This is a genomic window from Gemmatimonadaceae bacterium, from assembly GCA_030647905.1.
Taxonomy (GTDB): domain Bacteria; phylum Gemmatimonadota; class Gemmatimonadetes; order Gemmatimonadales; family Gemmatimonadaceae; genus UBA4720.
In genome coordinates, this window is the sequence record JAUSJA010000025.1 from 250297 (window position 1) to 269963 (window position 19667).

Here is a 19667-nt window from a genome sequence, read left to right on the forward strand (position 1 = left end):
AAAAGGGGAGCGGATGATGAGCTGGGACGCAATCGTGATCGGCAGCGGCTTCGGCGGCGCGTTATCTGCGCTTCCGCTCGTGCAGGCTGGCCAGCGCGTTCTGATGATCGAGCGCGGCGGCTGGGTGGGACGCGGGCCGGACAACTGGGGAAAATCCGGAGCGGGACTGCTTACACCGCACCACACGAGCGACGCCGCGTTTCGGGTCTCGGGAGCCCACAGAAATTATCGCGCCAGCGCATGGAACTGCGTCGGAGGCCAGTCGGTCTTCTACGGAGCTGCTTCGTACCGTTTCCGCGAGAGTGATTTCCAGCACAACACGGACGTCGTCGGGGATTCCGGCGCGGAGTGGCCGTTCCGGTACGAAGTTCTCGAGCCTTTTTATGCTCGCGCCGAAATGCTGCTTGGCGTTGGGGGGCAGGCCGGATGCGAGCCTGGCGAGCCGAAGCGCAGCACTCCCTTCCCTCAGCCACCACCGCCGCTGTCCCGTTCAGCCCGCCGCATCGCCGAGGCCGCAACGCGCCTGGGGTTCACTCCATCGCGGATTCCCCTCGCCATCTCGTACGCCGCGAGCGGCAACCGCCGCGGATGCACGATGTGCGGCACGTGCGACGGCTATGCCTGCGCGGCAGAGTCGAAGAACGACCTCGCAACGGGAGTCATTCCCGACCTGCTGCGCCAAGGCATGACCCTCCGTGCCAACACGGTCTGTGTTCGACTGACGGCGCAGACTGGACGCGTGACCGGGGTGGAATGCGTCAACCGTGTCACGGGCGAGCGAGAGACGTTCCGTGCAAGGAGGGTGCTGCTGGCGGCCGGAACGCTCGCCACACCGCATCTCCTGCTTGCGTCGGATCTGGCGCGCGTCAATCCTGCCGCCGACGCCGTCGGCCGATATCTCACCCGGCATCGCAACGCGGTTGTGCTCGGCGCCTTCGCGCGCCGGCCCAATCCGACTGCGGAGTTCGATAAGCAGATCGCGATACTCGATCTGTACGAGAGCGCGGGAAGCATCCAGCAGCTCACGCCTCCGACGGGTCTCGTGAAGGCATACCTGCCGCCCGCGTTGCGTACTCCCGCAGCAATATTCACCTCGCACGCGCTCGGCCTTCTCGTCATCGCCGAGGACCAGCCGCGCGCGAACAACGCAGTATCGGTCGACTGGGGTTCCATCGACCGCTACGGTCTTCCCGGGCTTCGTGTTCGGCATGCCTACAGCGAGCGGGATGAGCGGCTCGCGGGAACCCTCGTCGAGCAGGCTCGGGCCGTGCTCCGCGAGGCCGGCGCATTATTCACGATCGTGCATGGCATCCGGACATTCTCCCACGCGCTCGGAACCGTGCGCATGGGCGATGATTCGCGCGCTTCGCCGCTCGATGTGTGGGGACGCTACCGCGGTCTCGACAACCTGTTCGTGGTGGATGGAAGCGCTCTCCCGAGATCGGCCGGCCTCAATCCCAGCTTGACGATAGCCGCCAACGCGTTGCGCGTCGGCTCGCATCTGGCGGGCACCGCGGTTTCCCAATCCGGCGGGGCGGTGCGTGCACGCCGCATTCAGCGTTACCTCCCAACCATGAGCATACGATGACTCACATTCCTTTCGCTTCACTCGCCATCGCCGGCGCGGTCGGCCTCATGTCCGGCTGCCATACTTCCATCTGGGGGATGTACAAGGACGCGCTTCATGAAGGCTTCGGACTCGGCACCTTCGCACGGAGCATCGCAATCGGAGGCGTCGTCGCAGTCGTGATCCAGGCGACGCTCCGCCTGCCTCTGCCCGCTCCGCATGCGCTCTTTCTCCTTTTCGGCCTCGCCTATGCCGCAGAGCGTGGAATAGTGGAGGTATGGAAGACCTTCATACGCGAGGAGGATCAGTCCAAGTATTTCATCCCTATGCAGTTCAGCATCCGCGGCGTTCCCGTAGCCAGCAGAGGGACGCGCCTCGCGGCAGGCGCCGCCTACATCGCCGCCGTCGTGCTCAGCCTCGCGGTCGTGGCGAGCCTGGATGACAGCGGCGCGACGTTCAGCCACGTGACGCGTGCGGCGCTCGCGGGACTCGTCGTCGGGATGCTGCTCGCTGTGGGCGGAGCATGGAAGGATGCTCCCAAGGAAGGCTTCGATATCGTGAAGTTCTTCCGCAGTCCCGTGTTGACAGTGCTGTACGCCTGCCTGATGGCACAGCTCACTACCGACTATTTGCTTATCGCGGTGGCCGCGATCGGATACGAGCGCGCGACGGCCGAGACGTACAAGACATTCTTCTTTCCTTCAAAGCCGCGCGGAAAGTTCAGCGGCAAGCCTGTTCTGTATCCCGGGCTGCTTCGGCAGCGGCGGTATTTCGTTCCCGTGTACGTGGCGATCTCTGTGAGCGTGATGGCCTGCGCTGCGGCGGCACTGTGACGCGCGCCAGGCAGTTGAGCGTGCTGCTGCTGGGATGTGGAGCGGCTGCGAAAATGCACAGCCGCGTTTTGCGCCGTATTGGAGGCGTAGTCCTGTCATACGCCAGTCGGGACGGAGGGCGCGCGGCCGCACTGTGCGGGATGTTCGATGGCCGCCGGGCGTTCGGATCGTACGAGGGCGCTCTGAGCGATGACTCTGTGGATGTCGTGCTCGTTGCGACACCGACGGTCTCGCATCGCGACCTCGCACTTGTCGCTCTCGAGGCCGGCCGGCACGTCATCGTCGAGAAGCCCGCTTTCATGTCGGCACGGGACGCTGACATCGTTCGTGATTCAGCGTCCGCGGCGGGAAAGAGAGTGATGGTGGCCGAGAACTACTTCTACAAGCCGATCGCAGGTTACCTGCGGCGAGTGATCCGCTCCGGAGAGCTCGGCGAGATCAGATTCGTCACACTGGATGCAACCAAATGGCAGAAGGTGGCCGGATGGCGCGCAGATCCCGCCCTCAGCGGCGGCGGCGCGTTGTTCGAGGGTGGTGTGCACTGGATAAGCTTCGCGTCGAACATCGGTCTTGACGTCGTCGGTATAGAGGCGATACGGACTGGCGGTGCACCCGGCTGCGACCGCAGCTCACTCGTGGTTCTCCGCTACGCCGGCGGCGCCGTGGGAACGCTCGTGCACTCGTGGGAGATCGCTGCCCCGCTCGGACATCTTCGCCGCTCAAAGGTTCAGGGGACCGGCGGTTCGGTGACATTCGAGTCGAACGGACTCGCGCGATTTACGTCGGGGCGAAGTCCGTCGCTTGGCCTCCCCGCACTGCGCGATCCATTCGGATACCGCGCGATGATGAAAGATTTTCTCGGAGCGGTGCGGGATGACCGGGAGCCACAGTTCACCCTGTCAATGGCGCGCCGCGATCTCGACCTGCTCGAGCAGGCGGAGCGCTCGATGGATGGTGCATGCGAGTGGCGCCGCCAGAGCACTGTTCAGTTCGCCACGGCCACCGCGGATTAGCTCAGGCAGCCGGTGGCACTTCGGTCAGCAGCGCCGCAAATCGCGGATCATCTCTCACCGAGTCCAGATCCGGGTCGGTCATCAGCCAGTCACGGTTCCGCATCCCCAGCTCCGCCGCCGAGTCGAGAGTGCGCTCGTGCGCCCACCGGTTGTACTCGTAGAGGTCCAGCAGCTCAGCAATCGTCACTCGGCGTCTCCGTTGCGCGGTCCCAGATGCACGACTACCGGTCTGGGGCCGGCGTCGCTCATCAGCGTCGCCAGCCACCGCGACTCGTCGAAGCTTTCGAAAAAGAACTTCAATGCAATCGAAAGCGGCACCGCCAGCAACGCCCCGAGAGGACCGAGAACCCATCCCCAGAAGAACAGCGACACCACCACCACGATCGGCGCCAGGTCCAGTGTATGTCCTACGAATCTTGGCTTGATAACGTTGTCCACGAGGGTATTCACCACCACGTAGCTGGCGATCACGGCGATGGAGCGCCCGAAACCGTACTGCACCAGCGCCAGCAGCGCTGGCGGCGTGAGGGCGATCGCGAATCCGATGTTGGGCACGAAGCTCAGCAGGAACGACATGACTCCCCACAGAATCGCGTAGTCAACGCCGAGCGCGAGTAACAGGATGGTATTGATCACCGCGACGATCAGTCCGAACATCGCGTTGAGACTGACATAACTGCGGATATTCTCGCCGAAGTGCGCGAATCGCTCCAGCGCCTGGGGCGACGACGACAGCGCGGACCTCAGCTTCTCCGGATACCGCACGGCCTCGAGCATCATGAACGCCATCAGCAGCACGAGGAGAATGAGAGTTCCCGCAGTCTGGGTGAGATTCCGGATCAGCCGGAGCGCGTATCCGACGATGCTGCTCGGCCGCAGTACCTCGCCGGAGAAAAGACGCGAGCTTTCAATCGGCAGATCCGACAGCTTGTCGCGGATCAACTGCTGGATCGCCTCGATGCGCGGCTGATATCCCGGCAGGTTGTCCTGGAGCTGCACCAGCGACGACCACACCAGCGCGACGAACAGCGCCAGCACGATCACGCCGAGCAGAATGCCGGTGAGCGCGGCCGCGCTGGGGTGCCATCCGCGCTTGCGCAGCCACTCCGAGCCCGGGCTCCAGGCGATCGTGATGACGAGGGCGAGAAGCACGGGCCCGATGATCGGCGCGGCAGCGCGCATTCCCGCGAGTACCACGACCGCGCTTGCCGCAGTGAGAAGAAGGCGGCTAAGTGATGAGGACTTGCTTGTCGAATACGGCACTCGTGAAGCCCGCCCAGTGATCTGTGTCCGGCTAATCTAGGTCACTGACTGGAGTGTTGTCACGCTCCGCATCAGTGCTTCGACGACCGCAGGATCGAAATGCGCCCCGGTGATGAGCTCGCCTACCGCCGTCATCAGGGATCGCCTCGAGGACCCGCTATCCGTTCCGCCTGAGAATCCGCGTCGCGACGTTGCGCACCTCCTCGTCGTCCTGGACGACCAGAATTGTCTCTTTGCCCACGCGGCGGTTGCGCCGCGGAGTCATCCGTTCCTTCGCCTTCTCTAGCTTCCTCCGCGCGGGGAATATATACCTTGAACGTCGTTCCCCGCTCCGGCTCGCTGTCCACCCGGACGAATCCGCCCGACTGCTTGATGATTCCGTAAACGCTGGCGAGGCCGAGCCCCGTGCCCTTCCCCTTTTCCTTGGTCGTGAAGAACGGCTCGAACAGCCGCTCCCTCACTTCCTTGCTCATTCCCGCGCCCGTGTCCGTGACCGCAAGCATGACGTATGGTCCAGGTGTGGTATAGGCGTGAGAGCTGGCGTACTCTTCGTCAATCTCGACGTTCGACGTCTCGAGAATGAGCTGCCCGCCGTCGGGCATCGCGTCGCGCGCATTGAGAACGAAATTCATGATGACGCGCTCGAGCTCCGCCGGATCGGCGGTCACCATCCACAAATCGCGCGCCAGTCGGATGTTGATGCGCACGCTTTCGAACAGCAGCCGCTTCAGCATGTTGCGCATGCCATCCACGGTGGCATTCAGATTCACCAGCCGCGGCTGAAGCACCTGTTGTTGCCTGCTGAACGCAAGAAGCTGCCTGGTCAACGCCGAGGCGCGGTCCGCCGCGCGCGTGATCTCGAGCAGATCGTCGCTCTGCTGGCTTCCCGGCTCGGCATCGGCGAGCAGCAGCTCGCTGTAGCTCTTGATCGCCGTCAGTATGTTGTTGAAGTCGTGCGCCACTCCGCCGGCCAGGCGCCCTACCGCTTCCATCTTCCGCGCCTGAAGCAGCTGCTCCTCGAGCTGGCGGTACTGCGTCGTCTCGAGGATCACCGAGCCCACTCCGGTGCTCCCGCGGGAAAGCTCTACCGGAAAGAAGCTCGCGAGATAATGCCGCTCGCGCATCGGATCCACCAGATTCGTGCTGGCGATCGGAATGTTCGGGACCGCTTCGCCCGTGGCGAGGACGCGGCGCAGGATCGGCTCGATAGCGTCCACGAAATCGGAGGGCATCACCTCTTCCAGCGTCTTCCCGACATGCGACGCGGCGGGCAGCCCGCTCATCGCCGCGCCCGCCTCGTTGATGCGCACGAAACGCATGCTCCGGTCGTGCAGCGCGAAGCCGACGGGTGAGCTGTTGAGGCAGAAATCCAGCAGCGACTGGGCTTCCTCGTGTTCTGACTTCGCGCTGTCGGCGATCGCCCGTGTCGCTTCGAGCTGCTTCGCCTGTCGAAGCGTGCGCCGGCTGAGCCATGCCAGGATCCCCAGCAGCGACAGTATCTCGAGAAGAGCGGCTACGCTCCGCTGATTGACCCAGTAGACCAGCGTGACTGTCAGTCCGATGGAAATCAAAGCGAGCGCGCCGAGCCAGAAGGCGCGGCGCAGCTGGGGGAGCATATTTCCCCGCCGGACCGGCGGATCGGTTGATGACAATTGCATCCTGTCGGGCCGCGAACGGCCCGGGTTGAAGTACGGGCTTGCAATACTCAAGAGAATCGGGGACCCGGCAATGCCACTTCTCTATCATGAAAGTGCATTTCTCTATCAAACCCCCACTGAATCGAGGGTTAACGTCGGGAACCACTCGCGAAACGGGCGGCTGCACCCATATTTGCAGGCGTTTTCCCTGACACCAAACCGACGAACAATACGATGCCATTTGGCTTGCTCCTGATCGGCCTGGCTGCGCTGCTTCTCAGTGGCTGCAGGGAATCCACCCGGGGAACCGGACACTCCGATACCGGCGGAACGATCGTGATCGCGACGAGCTCCGAGCCGGACGCGCTCTTCCCTCCAGCGGCGATGAGCATGGAAGCGCGTCAGGCGACGGAGCTCATCTATGAGTATCTGGCCGACGTCGGTGTCTCGATGAACACCATCGGCGACCGTGGCTTCGTTCCGGAGCTTGCTTCTCGATGGACTTGGGCGAACGACTCCATGTCCATCGCGTTCACCATTCATCAGAACGCGAAGTGGCAGGACGGCCGCCGCGTCTCCGCGGACGACGTCGCGTTCACATACGGCATCTACAGCGACTCGACGTTCGCGTTCGCCGGAGCGGAAGACCTTGCGGACATAGACTCCGTGACAGTCCGCGACTCGGCCACCGCGGTCTTCTGGTTCGCGAAGCGCACTCCGCACCAGTTCTTCGATGCGGCGGCGCGAATGCTGATCCTGCCGCGCCACATACTCGGCGCGATCCCGCGCGATTCGCTGCGCACGGTCACGGCGCGCATGACTCCGGTTGGCAGCGGACGCTTCCGGCTCGGCGGATGGAACAGAGGCACGTCATTCGAGCTGGATGCGGTCGCCGATCACTACCGTGGTCGCGCAAATCCGGACCGCATCATCTGGACGATCGCGCCGGAATACCAGACCGCGGTCACGCGTCTGCTCGGCGGCCAGGCAGACGTATTCGCGGCACTCCGCCCCGAGACTATCGCCGAGCTCGGGGGCAAGAGCAGGTTCAACGTCGTGTCGCTGCCGGGAATGGACTACGTGTTCATGCAGCTCAACCTGCGCGACGCATCCGGACGCGACGCGCCGCATCCGTTGTTCGCATCGCGCGACCTCCGGCGCGCCCTCACGATGGCCGTGGATCGCCGGGCGATGGTAAAGAATCTTTTCGACACTCTGGCGACCGTCAGCATCGGACCGGCGGTCCGCGCATTCCCGACGACCGACACAACTCTCGCGCAGATCCCGTTCGATCCCGCCGCCGCCGGTCGCCTGCTCGATTCACTCGGATGGCGGCGCCCGGCCAACGGCGGCATCCGGATGCGCGACGGAAGACGGCTCGCATTCACCGTGATCGTGCCCTCGTCAAGCATGTCGCGAACGCGCCTCGCCGTGCTGATGCAGGAGCAGCTTCGGCAGGTGGGCGCCGAGATGAACATTGACCAGATGGATTACGCCGCGTTCTCGGACCTGCTCAGTGGCCGGCGCTTCGACGCTGCGCTCGCCGCGTGGCATCTGGGATCGAGTCCCGCCGCCGTCCGGGATACCTGGACCAGCGCCGCCGCGAAAAAGGGAGGGCTCAACTACGGCGGCTATCGCAATCCGGCCTTCGACAACCTGGTGGACAGCGCGCTTGAAGCGGACCGGATCGCCGACACGCGGCGCTACTTCAAGCAGGCGAATCAGATGATCGTGGATGATGCCCCCGCGATCTGGCTGTACGAGCCACGGACCGTCCTGGCGATCGAAAAACGCGTCCGCATCACGCCGATGCGCCCCAATGCCTGGTGGCTGGACATCGCAAACTGGATGATCCCGGCCGCTGAGAGAATCCCGCGTGACAGGTCCCAGGCCGCCGGTCAGAGCTCAAGGAAGCCTTGAACCGAGGTTGGGTTAAGGCCTCTGTTGATAGGTTTTCGGCACATTTCTGAATAAAAAAGGGTGTTCATGATAGAAAAACGGCATTTCCTACGCGCTGCCGATGCCCCAGTTTACGGGTCGTCAAACTCCTATTCATCAATTCATGGCCCGTCATCAAGCCTATTTCGACACACTCGCCGCGGACGAGCAGGACTCCGTTTCGTGGGCTTCGGCTCTCGCCGGGCTCGCGGTGCTCCGCCTCGTGGATGCCGTCCGAATGGATGCCGATCTGATCCGGACAGACTGGACCGGTGTGTGTGCCGTCGTGGATGCAGTGACGGCTCTGGGCGAGGGAAACCGGATGCGGCGACCTCTCATGAAGGTGATGGACCAGCTCCGGGACGACCACCAGGACTGGGGCGCCATCGGCAAGCATGTCTTCGACTACGGGCGGACGCTCGATCTCGAGGGCAACTGGGGCCTCGCGGTGGACGTGTTCGGAATGGTGGCCGACATCGCGCGTGCAGCGCGCAAGCCGGAGCTCGCCATGCAGGCAACTACGGCACTCGGCGGAGCGGCCCGGCGGTCGGGCGACTGGGACCGGTCGGCGGACGGTTACGCCGAGGCGGCGCACATGGCCGACGCGCTTGGCGACAAGGCGTCCGGGCTGACCGTCCGGGTGGGGACGGCGAATACGCTGTTAGCGCGCGGCAATCTGCCCGCGTCGCAGTTGATCCTCGACGATGTCATCTCCGAATCGGCGAAGTCGGGGCTCGACGGCGTGGCGGCTCTTGCGCTTCACACGAGCGCTTCGATCGCGCACCTCAGGGGGAATTTTGCCGAGGCGGTGAGCATTGGTTACGAGGCGTTGAACAAGGCGACGAATCCATCGGCGAAGGACACAATCTTGTCGGACATCGCCGCCTCATTCATCGAGCTCGGCATGCATGACGCCGCGCGCGACGCCAACCTCGTGATATCGCTTACGTCACGCTATCAATGGGTTCGTTGGCAGGCGACGATCAACCTGATGGATCTCGCCGCGCGAGATGGCATGGAGGAAGCGTTCTTCGACTACGCCGACCAGCTCCGGTACGCTGCTCTGGATCCGCGACTGCGGTCCTACTTCCTGCTGTATTACGGACAGGGTTGCGTCCGGTGCGGGCGCGAGGAAGAGGGCCGCCACCAGATCGCCGAGGCGCAGCGGTTTGCGACCCGGCAGAAGATTCACCAGGTGGCGTTCGACGCGGAGAAAGTGCTCGCCAGTCTCGCCGGGGAGAGAAAGAGCAGGCCTGCCGAACCCGTTCAGCCGCGGTCCGATCCGGTTCCGGACGGCGCGTTGCAGGTTGCCGAGGCGCTGACCTACATTCGGAAAACCGCTCTCTCTTCTCCTCAGGCGGGCGACTGGATGTAGCGGGGTGAGCTAGTTGGTGCAGACCTGGCTGCCTCCGGTGACAGAGCAGACACCGTTCGTCTGGGGGCCGGTGACGTCGGCGCAGGCGGACGCGGCGGTGAGGAGGCCTGCAAGAAGGGCCAGGGCGAGCAATTTGCGAGCGGGCATTTTGGTACCTCTGGGTAGGGTGAGAGAGGGGGTTCGACGCAAATTTAGCCCCTTTTTTGTAACCGGAAATGCCGGTTTCATATCGTGAACTGCGCCTTCTATACAAAAAAGTGTCGGTTTTCTATCAAAAGGCCTCGCCCTTCCAGGTAAAGCACGCCAGATTCAGGCTGACCCGGAAAGGATTCTGTCTTGAGCATTGCGGTGTTTCTCCCGCCGCAGCTACTGGCGCATGTCAGGCATGTGTTCGCGAGCGAGCCTGATTTCATCGTCGCGAACTCGTGGGACAACCTCGATATCATAATTCGGCGGGATCCGGTCACTGTCGTGATCCTGGATCCGTCCGCCGATGGCGTGATGAATACCGACGCCGTTGCCGGCCTCCTCAACCGCTACCCGTCGCTTCCGCTCGTGGCGTACGTGATGCTGAGCCCGAAGTCGTTCGGCGCCATCGCGCAGCTTTCGCGGCGGGGGCTGGAGCACGTCGTGCTGCATCGGTTCGACGACTCGAGGGAGCGTCTGCAGCAGACCATTGCACGAGTAAAAACAAACCCGCCGACGAAGCGGTTTGTGGCGGCGCTCGCGCCGTCGTTGCGTCTCGTGCCGCTGCCGCTCGCCCGCGCCGTGCACGACATGTTCGACAAGCCGCACATCTACGGCAGCGTGCTGGACCTGGCGATGGTGGCGGGAGTTCCGGCGATTAGCGTGTACCGGCACTTCGACATCGCCCGCCTGGCGTCACCGAAGAAGATGCTCGTCGCGTCGAGACTGCTGCGCGGCGTGACGTATCTCCGCGATCCCGGGTATTCCGTGCGCGAAGTAGCGTTGAAGCTCGGCTACCGTCACCCGCGGATCTTCACCGCGCACGTCATCGAGGTATTCGAGATGACTCCGACGCGCCTCCGCACGCGACTGACCGAAGACGACGCGATGGCGTCGCTGATGCGATGGCTCGATTTTCAGGAGAGCCCCGGCGCTGCTGCCGGTCGGTGGGCGAGATGACGCATTAGTCCCACCACCCCTGGATGTACCACTCGCCGCCGGTCGCTTCGCGGTAGAGCCAGACCAGCGTCCCGTCTTCGGTGACGCATCTGAAGTACTCTCGCGCGAAGGGTTTCTCCCACTGCTCGCCGGAGACACGGTCGGGGCCGGCGGCGGATTCGATCATGATCCACGCGTCGTTGTCGCGATACTTCACCGGCACGTCATGATCGCGCCGCCGCGACGTCTTCACGATGATGCGGCGCGGCTCGGCGAAGAGCTGGAGCGTGAGCTGCGGATCGGCGCGCGTCTCCTTCACCATGTGCGCGCGCGCCGCGTGTGCGGGCTCCTGGATCTGCCAGCTCGTGCGCTTCTCCAGCAGCGGATGCATGCTGTTGAACGGAGTCACGATCACGGCTCCCTGGTCGTCGAGCAGCTGGGCCACCGTCTCTTCGGTCGCGCGGGCGGTGGCGAAGCCGCGATCGAAGATGTCGCCCTGCCGCTCCACTTCGCCGGTGACCGACTCGACGCGCAGCAGTATTCCGGTCACGCCGTCAGGAAGCTCGATGCGGTCGAGATGCGTGCGGATGAGCCGCATCCATGCCTTTCTGCTGGCCGTCGAGCGCGACGGGCGCACCGCGTGCTCGTACGCCGTGCGATTGGCGAGCGAGAAGACGAGCTTCATCTCGCGCGCGCAGAGACCCTGGCTGGCGAGCGCGGCCGACACGTTGTCCACGAGCGCGTTGATGACGAACACCAGCCGTTCGGGATCAGTGAGCGTGTAATCCACCCAATCCATCGAGGACTGTGGCAGCGTCCTCGGCATGGCGGCGAAGATGAGGCGCTTGTCGTCGGCCCGCGCCAGCCGCCACAGGTGCACTCCCTCCGCGCCGAACCTGACCTCGACCGACTCCTGCTCGAGACACGCAAGGTCGGCGCACCTCTCGATCCCGACCCCGTCGAAGAGATTCTGCAGGGGAGGCGAAGGAGCCAGGACGGAGATCGGATGCCGGGCGATGAACTCCCGGTCGGTCCCCGGCTGCACCATCGTCACGGCGCTGACATCCCCCCTCTCCCCACCCCTGAACCTGGCTGCGATCTCTGCCGAGACAGGGATGGCTGCTAGGCCAACTTGTGTATTGATGGCGCCAATATGCTCTAATACTGTGCGTATATCAGTGCATATCTGGTGGACTTCCAGGCTCTTCCCATCGGCCCAGATCTGTCCCTTCCCCGGATCCAGAGCCACCCGCGGCACTACCTTGAGAACCGCCGACGCCAGCCGGTCCATGGGTCTCGATACCCAGTCGGAGCTCCAGACGCAGATGTAAGTCATTACCCGTTGCCCGCTACCCGTTGCCCGCTACCCGTTGCCCGCTACCCGTTGCCCGCTACCCGTTGCCCGCTACCCGTTGCCCGCTACCCGTTGCCCGTTACGGCGATCGGGTAGACCCGGATCGAGCGCGGCCCGCAGATCGTGCTGCACTATCGGCACCCGGAACTCGGTGTGCCTGTTCCATCCCAGCGACTGTGCGCGGACCTTGACGCTCGCCGAGCATGCCTCGGCGGGGTCGCCAAAGGGCGTGCGGCGCCAGACGTAGCTGTGCGGCATGATCCGCGATACGAGGCGCACGCTGGCCATGGACGTGTGTGACGTCAGTGCGACAAACGCCGAGCCGCCTTCACGGGCGGCACGGGAGAGGCGGACCATCTCGGTGCCGGCGGGCTCGGATCCCGTGATCACGATGAGAGCGAATCCTCCGCATCTCAGCAGCTCCTCGGCGGCACGGAGCGAGTTCCGGCGATTGGCGGGCCGGACGAGCACCGCGCCCTCTTCCCAGAATTGACCGACGATCGTTCCGAGCCCGTCTATCCACGCCGATCGCTCGCCGCTCGCCGCGACGGTGAGGCAGGCGGCGCGGAGAATCGCCGTCGCCCCGCCCTGCGGTACCCACACCGACAATCGTCCCCGCGGCAGCCCCCCTCCCGGAAGAATCGCATCGAGTGGCTGAATGCCTGTCGCGACTGGCTCCGCCGTCCGATGCGTGACCGGAGTGGCATTGGGAAATCTCTGCTCGAGGAGTGAGCGAAGGTCGGGAACGACGGAAGCGGGAGACATGGGGGGGCCCTCCAGTGTACCCCGAACAAAACCCGAACACAAGCCCGGGCAGACGACGGTCTAGGGCTTGGAGTCTCCGGTTTTGCGGTCCGGCCAGAGTGGTGGGCTGTTCAGCCAACCGGCTTCGATGGCGGCAATCTGCGCGACGAGACCCTCGAATTCCTCCGAGGGCAGGTGCGAGCAGACTGGTTCGAGACGTTGGCGAATCTGTCCCTTCAGTACGACGAGGCGATCTTCAGCGTGGGACAGTTGTCCGTCACTCGTGTGTCATTGATCTGGCGCAACGCATGATTGAAGCCAAGCCGGCCGGCAGATTACCGGAATCGTCCTCCAGCACTCATTATTACGCTTCCATAAACCAAGCGATCAGACCCTTCCGCGCGCTGCATAAGGACCGTTACCCGTTGCCTGTTACCCGAAGCTCACAGCAACTGGCAACTGGCAACGGGCAACTGGCAACGGGTAACGGGTAACTGGCAACGGGTAACGGGTAACTGGTCCCTTCAGCTCCACCACACCTTCGCCGCCACCAGCACGAGGAAGATCGCGAACCCGCGCCGGAGCTGAACGGGCGAGAGCTGGTGTGCCAGTTTCGCGCCCAGCCACGCACCGACGAGCAATCCGAGGGCGACCCACAGCGCGGCACCGATGTTGAGGTGGCCACGTCTGTAGTATTCCCATGCGCCCAGCGCGCCAACGGGAAGTAGCAGCGCGGCGAGGGACGTACCCGTAGCGGTGATCGGGGCGAGACCGGCCAGCAGAATCAGCGCCGGCACGATTACCACTCCGCCGCCGATCCCGAAGATGCCGGAGAGTATGCCAGCGAGAAATCCAATGACGATGAAAACCAGTGGCACGCGCATCTCCTTTATCGTGTGGCGAGGTATTGTGACGACTGTAATATTTCCCTTCCCATCCAACATCGCGAGCCGAGGACGCAATGTCTGAGAAAGAGCGAGTCTTCAGAGGAAACCGCATCGGAATCATCGAGAATCCACTCTTCGATCCGGCCGCGACGACGTGAGATGGCGGATGCTCGCGCGCGCGGTCGCCGCGGTCCACATCGGCTACGTGCTGTTCGTGGTGCTCGGCAGTCTGCTCGTACTGCTCTGGCCGTCGCTCCTGTGGGTGCATCTCGCGGCGATCGCGTGGGCGGGCGCGACGATGATATTCGACCTCGGCTGTGCCCTCACCCCATGGGAGAAACGGTTCTGGAGACGCGGCGGGCGTGAGCCGTATGAGGAAGGGTTTCTCCAGCACCACGTGCTACGCACGAGATTCGATCCGGCCAGCTCGCGCCGCAACCACATCCTGCTGGGCCTGTTTGCCGTTCTGCTCAACGTCGTCATCTACGCTCTGATTCTGAGAGCCGCCTGATGCGAATGTCGCGCGGAACCCCCAATGAGCCCCGGGCCGCCCTTGCCATCCCCGGTAGCTTCCAGCCAGTTTTCCAAATAAGGGCCGGCCGCGAGTACCAGGCAGTACCCGGCGGCAGTCAGCACCATCCCCACCTCTCGCGGAGCAGAGCCACTTTATGCGCGAGTACAAAAGCGAAGACATTCGAAACATCGCCGTCGTCGGACACGGAGCGAGCGGAAAGACCACACTGGTCGATGCGCTCGCTTTTGTTTCCGGATCATCCAAGCGCCACGGTTCGGTCAAGGATGGAACCGCGCTCACCGATTTCGATCCAGAAGAAACCGGCCGCGGCTTCTCCATCGGACTCGCCTGTGCCCACGCCGAATGGATGGACACCAAGATCAATCTCCTCGACACGCCGGGGTATTCCGACTTTCAGGGCGAGGCGATCGCGGGTCTGCACGCCGCCGATAGCGCGCTCGTCGTCGTGAGCGCCACGAGCGAAGTCGAGGTCGGCACGACACGCATGTTCAACGAGGCAATCGAGCGGAAGGATCCGGTGCTCTTCGTCGTATCCATGATGGACAAGGAGCACGCGTCGTTCGATGGCGTATTCGAAGCGATCAAGTCGGAGCTCACGACGCGGGTGATTCCCGTCGAGGTGCCGATCGGTGAAGGTCCGGACTTTCACGGGATCCTCAACCTCTTCGACAAGAAGGCGCACATCTTCAAGCGCGGGACGCGGAGCGGCGAGTACGACGAGACCGACGTGCCTGCCGAGCACCAGGCGCTGTTCGACAAGTACTACGAGCAGCTCATCGAAGGCATCGCCGCGACCGACGACGTGCTCCTCGAGAAATATCTCGGCGGCGATCCGATCGAGCGCCCCGACGCGCTCAACGCGATGAAGGAGGCAATGAAGCGGCAGGAGCTGTTCCCGCTCTTCTGCTGCTCTTCCGATCTCACCTACGGGACGCAGGCGCTGCTGACGAAGATCGTCGAGCTGATGCCGTCGGCATTCGAGATGGAGGAGCTGCACGCCTTCACCGGCGCCGAGGGCGATCAGACGGTCGAGATTCATGCCACGGACAAGGGCCCGTTCGCCGCGCTGGTGTTCAAGACGCATTCCGAGCCGCACGTGGGCGACGTGTCCTTCTTCCGGACTTTCTCGGGCATGCTCAGCAACGGGCAGGACGTGTACAACGCCACGCGCGGGCACGGCGAGAAGATGGCGCATCTCGCCGTTCCGCAGGGAAAGGACCGCATCGAGGTGCCTCTCCTCCATCCCGGCGACATCGGATGCGTGGCGAAGCTCAAGAACACGCACACCAACGACACTCTCTCAACGCGAGAGCATCCTGTGCGGCTTCCGGCGATCGAGTTCCCGGATCCGCGCGTCGTTTACGCGGTGCATGCAATCGCCCGCGGAGAGGAGGAGAAGCTGCAGCAGGGACTGCATCGCCTTCACGACGAGGACGCGTGCTTCCAGACGCACTACAACGCCGAGACGCACGAGACGATCGTGGCCGGCCTTGGCGAGCGGCACCTCGACGTCGTGATGGCGCGTCTCAAGCGCACCTATGGCGTGACCGGCGAGCTGAAGAAGCCGCAGATCGCATATCGCGAGACGATTCTTGGAAAAGCGGAGGGCCAGGGCCGCCACAGAAAGCAGAGCGGCGGCAAGGGTCAGTTCGGGGACTGCTGGGTCCGGATCGCTCCGACGCCGCGTGGATCGGGATACAGCTTCGTCAACTCGGTCGTCGGTGGCTCGATTCCGAGCAAGTTCATTCCCGCCGTGGACCGGGGAATTCAGGAAGCGTCGTCGCGTGGCGTGATCGCCGGATATCCGATGGTGGACTTCCAGGCGGAAGTCTTCGACGGATCGTATCACTCGGTGGACTCGAACGAGATGTCGTTCAAGCTCGCCGGAATCCTCGCGTTCAAGACCGTCGCGCAAAAGTGCAAGCCGATCCTGCTCGAGCCGCTCGACGAGATCGAGGTCACGACTCCGGACCTCTATCTGGGCGACGTTCTCGGCGACATCTCCGCGCGGCGCGGACACATCCTGGGAACGGATTCAGTTCCAGGCGGACGGTCGAGGGTGCGTGCGGTGGTGCCGCAGGGCGAGATGCACCTCTATGCCACCGAACTCTTTTCCCGCACGCATGGTCACGGCACATTTTCGCAGCGGTTCAAGGGATATGAGCAGATGCCCCCTGAAGCGACGCAGCGCGTGATCAGCGAGAGCCGCGGAATGAAGGAAGCGGTCGGAGAATAGCGAACACCACACCGGCGACTAGTGCGCTGTCAGCCGGCTGAAGTTGTCGGCCAGCTCGTTTGCTCTGCGTCCGGCGAATTCCCCAAGGCATCTCGCGCGGGGACGCGCCCAGAGCGCTCCCTCTCTCCCCCGTCCCCGACGCCGACATTCGTTGTCGCGATAGACGAGCCACGCACGTTGCGATACGCGAAGTCTCTGGACTGATGGTGGATCCTTTGTGCCGGGCCGCACGTTCTCCTGTCTCCGCATTTCGGTTATCAGCGCCCTGTAAATCCGGTTCAGGCGTGAGTCCACGGCGGCGAGTTGAGCACGCATGCATTCCGATTGATTCTCCGCGGTCGGCGAGCTGCAGGCGCGCGTACCGGTGAAGCGAGGTGCGGCGCGTGTCGGCGCGCGTGTCGGCGTCGCCGCCGCATTCGCGGGCCCGGGGGGCGATGTCGGAGCCGCAATTGGTGTCTGCGTTCCCGGCTGTGCCACGGATAGCTTGCCGCCGCTTGCGGTCGCGGGTCCCGACGGCGCCACCAGTGTCGTATCGGCAAGCGTGTCGCGCTCGGCCGCATCTGGCGGACGATACTCGCCGATCGAATCCACAAGCAGCGTGTCGCGGTTCGCGAGCGCGAGGTCCGCGGCGAGCGCGGAATCTGAAGCGAACTCGTCCGGCGTGCGCGACGGGCGTCCCGAATCGCAGCCGATGGCCAGCAGCGTCAACGCCGCGAGTGTCGCCGCCCTGACGCAATGATTGCAGATTATCATCCACAGCTCCCGTAAGTCGAACACTCGATGCGCGGTGCCGCATCCCAGACCAGGACCAATAATGATATCGCTGCCACGCCGCACCGCGACGGGTTTGGCCCTCCTTTCATTCATCGCCCTCGGCGGGTGCGCTGCCGCACCGTCGGGTAATCCGCCGGTCGTGCCGGATGGCCGCACCGAGACGACGGTTTTTCTCATTCGCCACGCCGAGAAGATGTCCGAGACCGCTGACGACCCCAATCTGAGCGCGAGGGGCCGCGCCCGCGCCGAGTCGCTGGCCGTTCAGCTTCGCGATTCGGGTGTCAACATCATCATCACGAGCGATCTGAAGCGAACGATCCAGACGGCCGCTCCGCTGGCGCGCCTGCGTCACGTAATGCCGAAGGTGATTCCGATCGGAGTGTCCGTGGAAACCCATGTCGACAGGACAGCGGAAGAGGTGCTCCGCCATCCAGGCGCGACGGTTCTCGTCGTGGGACACAACAATACCGTCCCCAGGATCGTGGAGAAGCTGGGCGGCGGCAGAATCGGGGACATCTGCACCAGCGAGTATTCCAATCTCATCATACTGAGCATCACGAAAGGCAGACCCGTCGGGATTCTCATCGAGTCTTACGGCATGCCTGATCCGCCGCCCACCGGATCGTGTCCGCCATTGCGGTCACGATAGCGTCAATGCGTGGACATTCCCACGAAAGGCTGAACGCCGATGACTGAGAAGGGCCGACCTGCCAGCGGTCAGGTGGTATTCCAGTTCCGAGGCCGAGTTGACGGCGATTCGAAGGTAGCGGGCGAATTCTCGCGGGCTCGTCTGACCCCGCCCTTCAACGATGTTCGTCGGGATCGACATCGCTGCACGGATCAGTTGGCTGCGAAGGCTGAGATGTTCGGCTCCGCGGATTCCGGTCGCAACCCGGTGAGCCTCGAGAGCAAGCGCATGAGCCTTCTGCCATACGAGAAGCTTCTTGAAGTCAGCCACAATGGAAGATTACGTGTCGTCAGTGATTCTGACCGTCCCTCCATTGCGCGAAACGGCATAAATCCGCGCTCGTCTGTTGTACCCTCGAAGCTGACCTCTGCCTCCCTGACCCGCTGGCAGGTCGGCCCTTCTCAGTTGCATTAGCAGTTGCACTAGCAGTTGCACTAGCAGTTGCACTAGTACTGCCTCGAAGCCGGTTTCAGCCGCCCGAGCCGAGGTACGGCAGATTCCCGCTCTTCACCTCGCGCGAGCCCGCGGCTGCGCCGAACGCGACGCTCAGTCCGAAAGCGATCGCCGTGCCGAGACCGACGATCGGCAGGAACGCAACGACGACCATGGCGATGAGATACGCACCGATGCCGGCGATGACGGGCGTGGTGGCCTTGTGCGCCCCTTCCACGTAACGCAGCCTGTCGCGCACGAATCTCTTGGCGGCGCTGTATCCGAAGACCGCGGCGACCGCGGCGATGACGAATGCAATCGTGCTGAAGATCATGGAACCCTCCTGATGGCTGACCCTACGCTCCGCCGGGCTGGAAGTTTCGCCGCGAAAGCTTAATCTCAACGAATCCCCATGAACAGAAACTGCCGGCGAATCACCCCGACTACGGGAAGCGTGTGGCAGCGATCCACCCAAGGCAGGAGCGGTGCAACATGGCAGTCGAGAATGAATTCGCCGGCAACGGCGCCAACGAAGGCAAGGCGACATTCGGCGCGGGGTGCTTCTGGGGCGTCGAAGCCGCGTACAGGCAGATTCCCGGCGTGATCTCGACGATGGTCGGATATCTTGGCGGCACGCTGGCCAGTCCCACTTATCACGACGTGTGCACGGGACGCACCGGCCACGCCGAAGTGGTGCAGGTGACATACGATCCGTCGCGGGTGACGTATGACGATCTGCTCACGATCTTCTGGGAAAATCACGATCCCACGACGCTGAACCGGCAGGGCCCTGACGTCGGGACGCAGTACCGGTCCGCGATCTTCTATCACGATGAGAAGCAAAAAGCGGCAGCGCTGGCGTCGAAGGACGAGCGCGAGAAGAGCGGCCGCTATCGCCAGCCGATCGTCACCGAGATCACTCCCGCGACCGAGTTCTACGAGGCGGAAGACTATCATCAGCGGTACCTGGAAAAGCGCGGACTCTCCAGCTGCCATATCGGATAGCGATGTCGCCGACAAGCTGACGAACGAAGCGATAGCGGATCTCAACGCGTATCTCGCTTCACTCGGGCCGAAGGCGCCGGCGAAGGGACCGCTCACATCGAAGAAGTACCGCGACGCGCTCGCGCGGAATCTTCGGATGTCGCGCACCGAGGGGATCGACGCGGTGATGACGAAGCACCGCCTCGACGCCCTTCGGCCGAGCGTGGAGTGAGCCGAAGCTTATCTCGATCGCCTACGCGTACGAGCAGGCGACGAAGCATC

At 63.7% G+C, this 19667-nt stretch carries 19 protein-coding genes; 11 read left to right on the top strand and 8 right to left on the bottom strand.

From position 1 onward, the window contains the following. Positions 1-16 precede the first annotated feature (16 nt). The 3 genes from Q7S20_05925 to Q7S20_05935 are packed head-to-tail and all read left to right on the top strand — an operon-like array spanning position 17 to position 3413. The gene (locus tag Q7S20_05925; GenBank protein ID MDO8501360.1) at positions 17-1588 is read left to right on the top strand and encodes a GMC family oxidoreductase; all 1572 of its coding nucleotides are present in this window, start codon (positions 17-19) and stop codon (positions 1586-1588) included. Then, positions 1585-2400, top strand: coding sequence for a hypothetical protein (locus Q7S20_05930; GenBank protein ID MDO8501361.1), 816 nt, complete (start codon positions 1585-1587; stop codon positions 2398-2400). The genes Q7S20_05925 and Q7S20_05930 overlap by 4 nt, the downstream gene beginning before the upstream one ends. Before the next feature lie 20 nt (positions 2401-2420). Continuing rightward, on the top strand, positions 2421-3413 hold the full coding sequence (locus Q7S20_05935) for a Gfo/Idh/MocA family oxidoreductase (GenBank protein ID MDO8501362.1): 993 nt from the start codon (positions 2421-2423) through the stop codon (positions 3411-3413). Position 3414: 1 nt separating this feature from the next. Here the strand turns inward: Q7S20_05935 and Q7S20_05940 are convergent, their stop codons facing one another. From Q7S20_05940 to Q7S20_05950, 3 genes are all read right to left on the bottom strand, one after another. Beyond that, entirely contained in the window at positions 3415-3600 is a 186-nt protein-coding gene (locus Q7S20_05940; GenBank protein MDO8501363.1) for a hypothetical protein, read from the bottom strand. Further along, a complete protein-coding gene (locus tag Q7S20_05945; protein ID MDO8501364.1) occupies positions 3597-4676 on the bottom strand; it encodes an AI-2E family transporter in 1080 nt (359 codons plus the stop codon). The genes Q7S20_05940 and Q7S20_05945 overlap by 4 nt, the downstream gene beginning before the upstream one ends. 134 nt (positions 4677-4810) lie before the next feature. Then, positions 4811-6292 carry an ATP-binding protein gene (locus tag Q7S20_05950; GenBank protein ID MDO8501365.1) on the bottom strand — a complete coding sequence of 494 codons (1482 nt, stop codon included), beginning with the start codon at positions 6290-6292 and terminating at the stop codon, positions 4811-4813. Positions 6293-6547: 255 nt separating this feature from the next. On the opposite strand from Q7S20_05950, the gene Q7S20_05955 reads away from it, so the two are divergent. The 3 genes from Q7S20_05955 to Q7S20_05965 all read left to right on the top strand — a co-directional run bounded on the left by Q7S20_05955 (position 6548) and on the right by Q7S20_05965 (position 10772). Continuing rightward, positions 6548-8233 carry a peptide ABC transporter substrate-binding protein gene (locus Q7S20_05955; protein ID MDO8501366.1) on the top strand — a complete coding sequence of 562 codons (1686 nt, stop codon included), beginning with the start codon at positions 6548-6550 and terminating at the stop codon, positions 8231-8233. Positions 8234-8375: 142 nt separating this feature from the next. Then, positions 8376-9626, top strand: coding sequence for a hypothetical protein (locus Q7S20_05960; GenBank protein ID MDO8501367.1), 1251 nt, complete (start codon positions 8376-8378; stop codon positions 9624-9626). Positions 9627-9962: 336 nt separating this feature from the next. Next, the gene (locus Q7S20_05965; GenBank protein ID MDO8501368.1) at positions 9963-10772 is read left to right on the top strand and encodes an AraC family transcriptional regulator; all 810 of its coding nucleotides are present in this window, start codon (positions 9963-9965) and stop codon (positions 10770-10772) included. Between the two features lie 4 nt (positions 10773-10776). Here Q7S20_05965 and Q7S20_05970 read toward each other — a convergent pair whose 3' ends face one another. From Q7S20_05970 to Q7S20_05980, 3 genes are all read right to left on the bottom strand, one after another. Next, on the bottom strand, positions 10777-11799 hold the full coding sequence (locus Q7S20_05970; GenBank protein ID MDO8501369.1) for a hypothetical protein: 1023 nt from the start codon (positions 11797-11799) through the stop codon (positions 10777-10779). Between the two features lie 357 nt (positions 11800-12156). Continuing rightward, entirely contained in the window at positions 12157-12870 is a 714-nt protein-coding gene (locus tag Q7S20_05975; GenBank protein ID MDO8501370.1) for a hypothetical protein, read from the bottom strand. Between the two features lie 503 nt (positions 12871-13373). Further along, a complete protein-coding gene (locus Q7S20_05980; protein ID MDO8501371.1) occupies positions 13374-13727 on the bottom strand; it encodes a sulfite exporter TauE/SafE family protein in 354 nt (117 codons plus the stop codon). 163 nt (positions 13728-13890) lie between these two features. On the opposite strand from Q7S20_05980, the gene Q7S20_05985 reads away from it, so the two are divergent. Beyond that, the gene (locus tag Q7S20_05985) at positions 13891-14247 is read left to right on the top strand and encodes a DUF2784 domain-containing protein (protein MDO8501372.1); all 357 of its coding nucleotides are present in this window, start codon (positions 13891-13893) and stop codon (positions 14245-14247) included. Positions 14248-14404: 157 nt separating this feature from the next. After that, positions 14405-16507, top strand: coding sequence for an elongation factor G (locus tag Q7S20_05990; GenBank protein MDO8501373.1), 2103 nt, complete (start codon positions 14405-14407; stop codon positions 16505-16507). Positions 16508-16525: 18 nt separating this feature from the next. Here Q7S20_05990 and Q7S20_05995 read toward each other — a convergent pair whose 3' ends face one another. Next, positions 16526-17260, bottom strand: coding sequence for a lysozyme inhibitor LprI family protein (locus tag Q7S20_05995; GenBank protein ID MDO8501374.1), 735 nt, complete (start codon positions 17258-17260; stop codon positions 16526-16528). A gap of 61 nt (positions 17261-17321) precedes the next feature. Here Q7S20_05995 and Q7S20_06000 point away from each other — a divergent pair, with 61 nt between their 5' ends. Continuing rightward, positions 17322-17930, top strand: coding sequence for a phosphoglycerate mutase family protein (locus tag Q7S20_06000; protein MDO8501375.1), 609 nt, complete (start codon positions 17322-17324; stop codon positions 17928-17930). A gap of 39 nt (positions 17931-17969) precedes the next feature. Next, on the top strand, positions 17970-18383 hold the full coding sequence (locus Q7S20_06005) for a hypothetical protein (protein ID MDO8501376.1): 414 nt from the start codon (positions 17970-17972) through the stop codon (positions 18381-18383). A gap of 55 nt (positions 18384-18438) precedes the next feature. On the opposite strand, the gene Q7S20_06010 is transcribed toward Q7S20_06005, so the two are convergent. Continuing rightward, positions 18439-18735 carry a hypothetical protein gene (locus Q7S20_06010; GenBank protein ID MDO8501377.1) on the bottom strand — a complete coding sequence of 99 codons (297 nt, stop codon included), beginning with the start codon at positions 18733-18735 and terminating at the stop codon, positions 18439-18441. 158 nt (positions 18736-18893) lie between these two features. Here Q7S20_06010 and msrA point away from each other — a divergent pair, with 158 nt between their 5' ends. Then, positions 18894-19406, top strand: coding sequence for a peptide-methionine (S)-S-oxide reductase MsrA (gene msrA, locus Q7S20_06015; GenBank protein MDO8501378.1), 513 nt, complete (start codon positions 18894-18896; stop codon positions 19404-19406). Positions 19407-19667 lie beyond the last annotated feature (261 nt).

What these genes read in the sequence shown, in the direction of transcription:
- Q7S20_05925 (MDO8501360.1), top strand. Translation starts at nt 17, where the DNA reads ATGAGCTGGGACGCAATCGTGATCGGCAGCGGCTTCGGCGGCGCGTTA.
- Q7S20_05930 (MDO8501361.1), top strand. Translation starts at nt 1,585, where the DNA reads ATGACTCACATTCCTTTCGCTTCACTCGCCATCGCCGGCGCGGTCGGC.
- Q7S20_05950 (MDO8501365.1), bottom strand. Translation starts at nt 6,292, where the DNA reads ATGCTCCCCCAGCTGCGCCGCGCCTTCTGGCTCGGCGCGCTCGCTTTG.
- Q7S20_05955 (MDO8501366.1), top strand. Translation starts at nt 6,548, where the DNA reads ATGCCATTTGGCTTGCTCCTGATCGGCCTGGCTGCGCTGCTTCTCAGT.
- Q7S20_05960 (MDO8501367.1), top strand. Translation starts at nt 8,376, where the DNA reads ATGGCCCGTCATCAAGCCTATTTCGACACACTCGCCGCGGACGAGCAG.
- Q7S20_05970 (MDO8501369.1), bottom strand. Translation starts at nt 11,799, where the DNA reads ATGGTGCAGCCGGGGACCGACCGGGAGTTCATCGCCCGGCATCCGATC.
- Q7S20_05975 (MDO8501370.1), bottom strand. Translation starts at nt 12,870, where the DNA reads ATGTCTCCCGCTTCCGTCGTTCCCGACCTTCGCTCACTCCTCGAGCAG.
- Q7S20_05990 (MDO8501373.1), top strand. Translation starts at nt 14,405, where the DNA reads ATGCGCGAGTACAAAAGCGAAGACATTCGAAACATCGCCGTCGTCGGA.
- Q7S20_05995 (MDO8501374.1), bottom strand. Translation starts at nt 17,260, where the DNA reads ATGATAATCTGCAATCATTGCGTCAGGGCGGCGACACTCGCGGCGTTG.
- Q7S20_06000 (MDO8501375.1), top strand. Translation starts at nt 17,322, where the DNA reads ATGATATCGCTGCCACGCCGCACCGCGACGGGTTTGGCCCTCCTTTCA.
- Q7S20_06005 (MDO8501376.1), top strand. Translation starts at nt 17,970, where the DNA reads ATGACTGAGAAGGGCCGACCTGCCAGCGGTCAGGTGGTATTCCAGTTC.
- Q7S20_06010 (MDO8501377.1), bottom strand. Translation starts at nt 18,735, where the DNA reads ATGATCTTCAGCACGATTGCATTCGTCATCGCCGCGGTCGCCGCGGTC.
- msrA (MDO8501378.1), top strand. Translation starts at nt 18,894, where the DNA reads ATGGCAGTCGAGAATGAATTCGCCGGCAACGGCGCCAACGAAGGCAAG.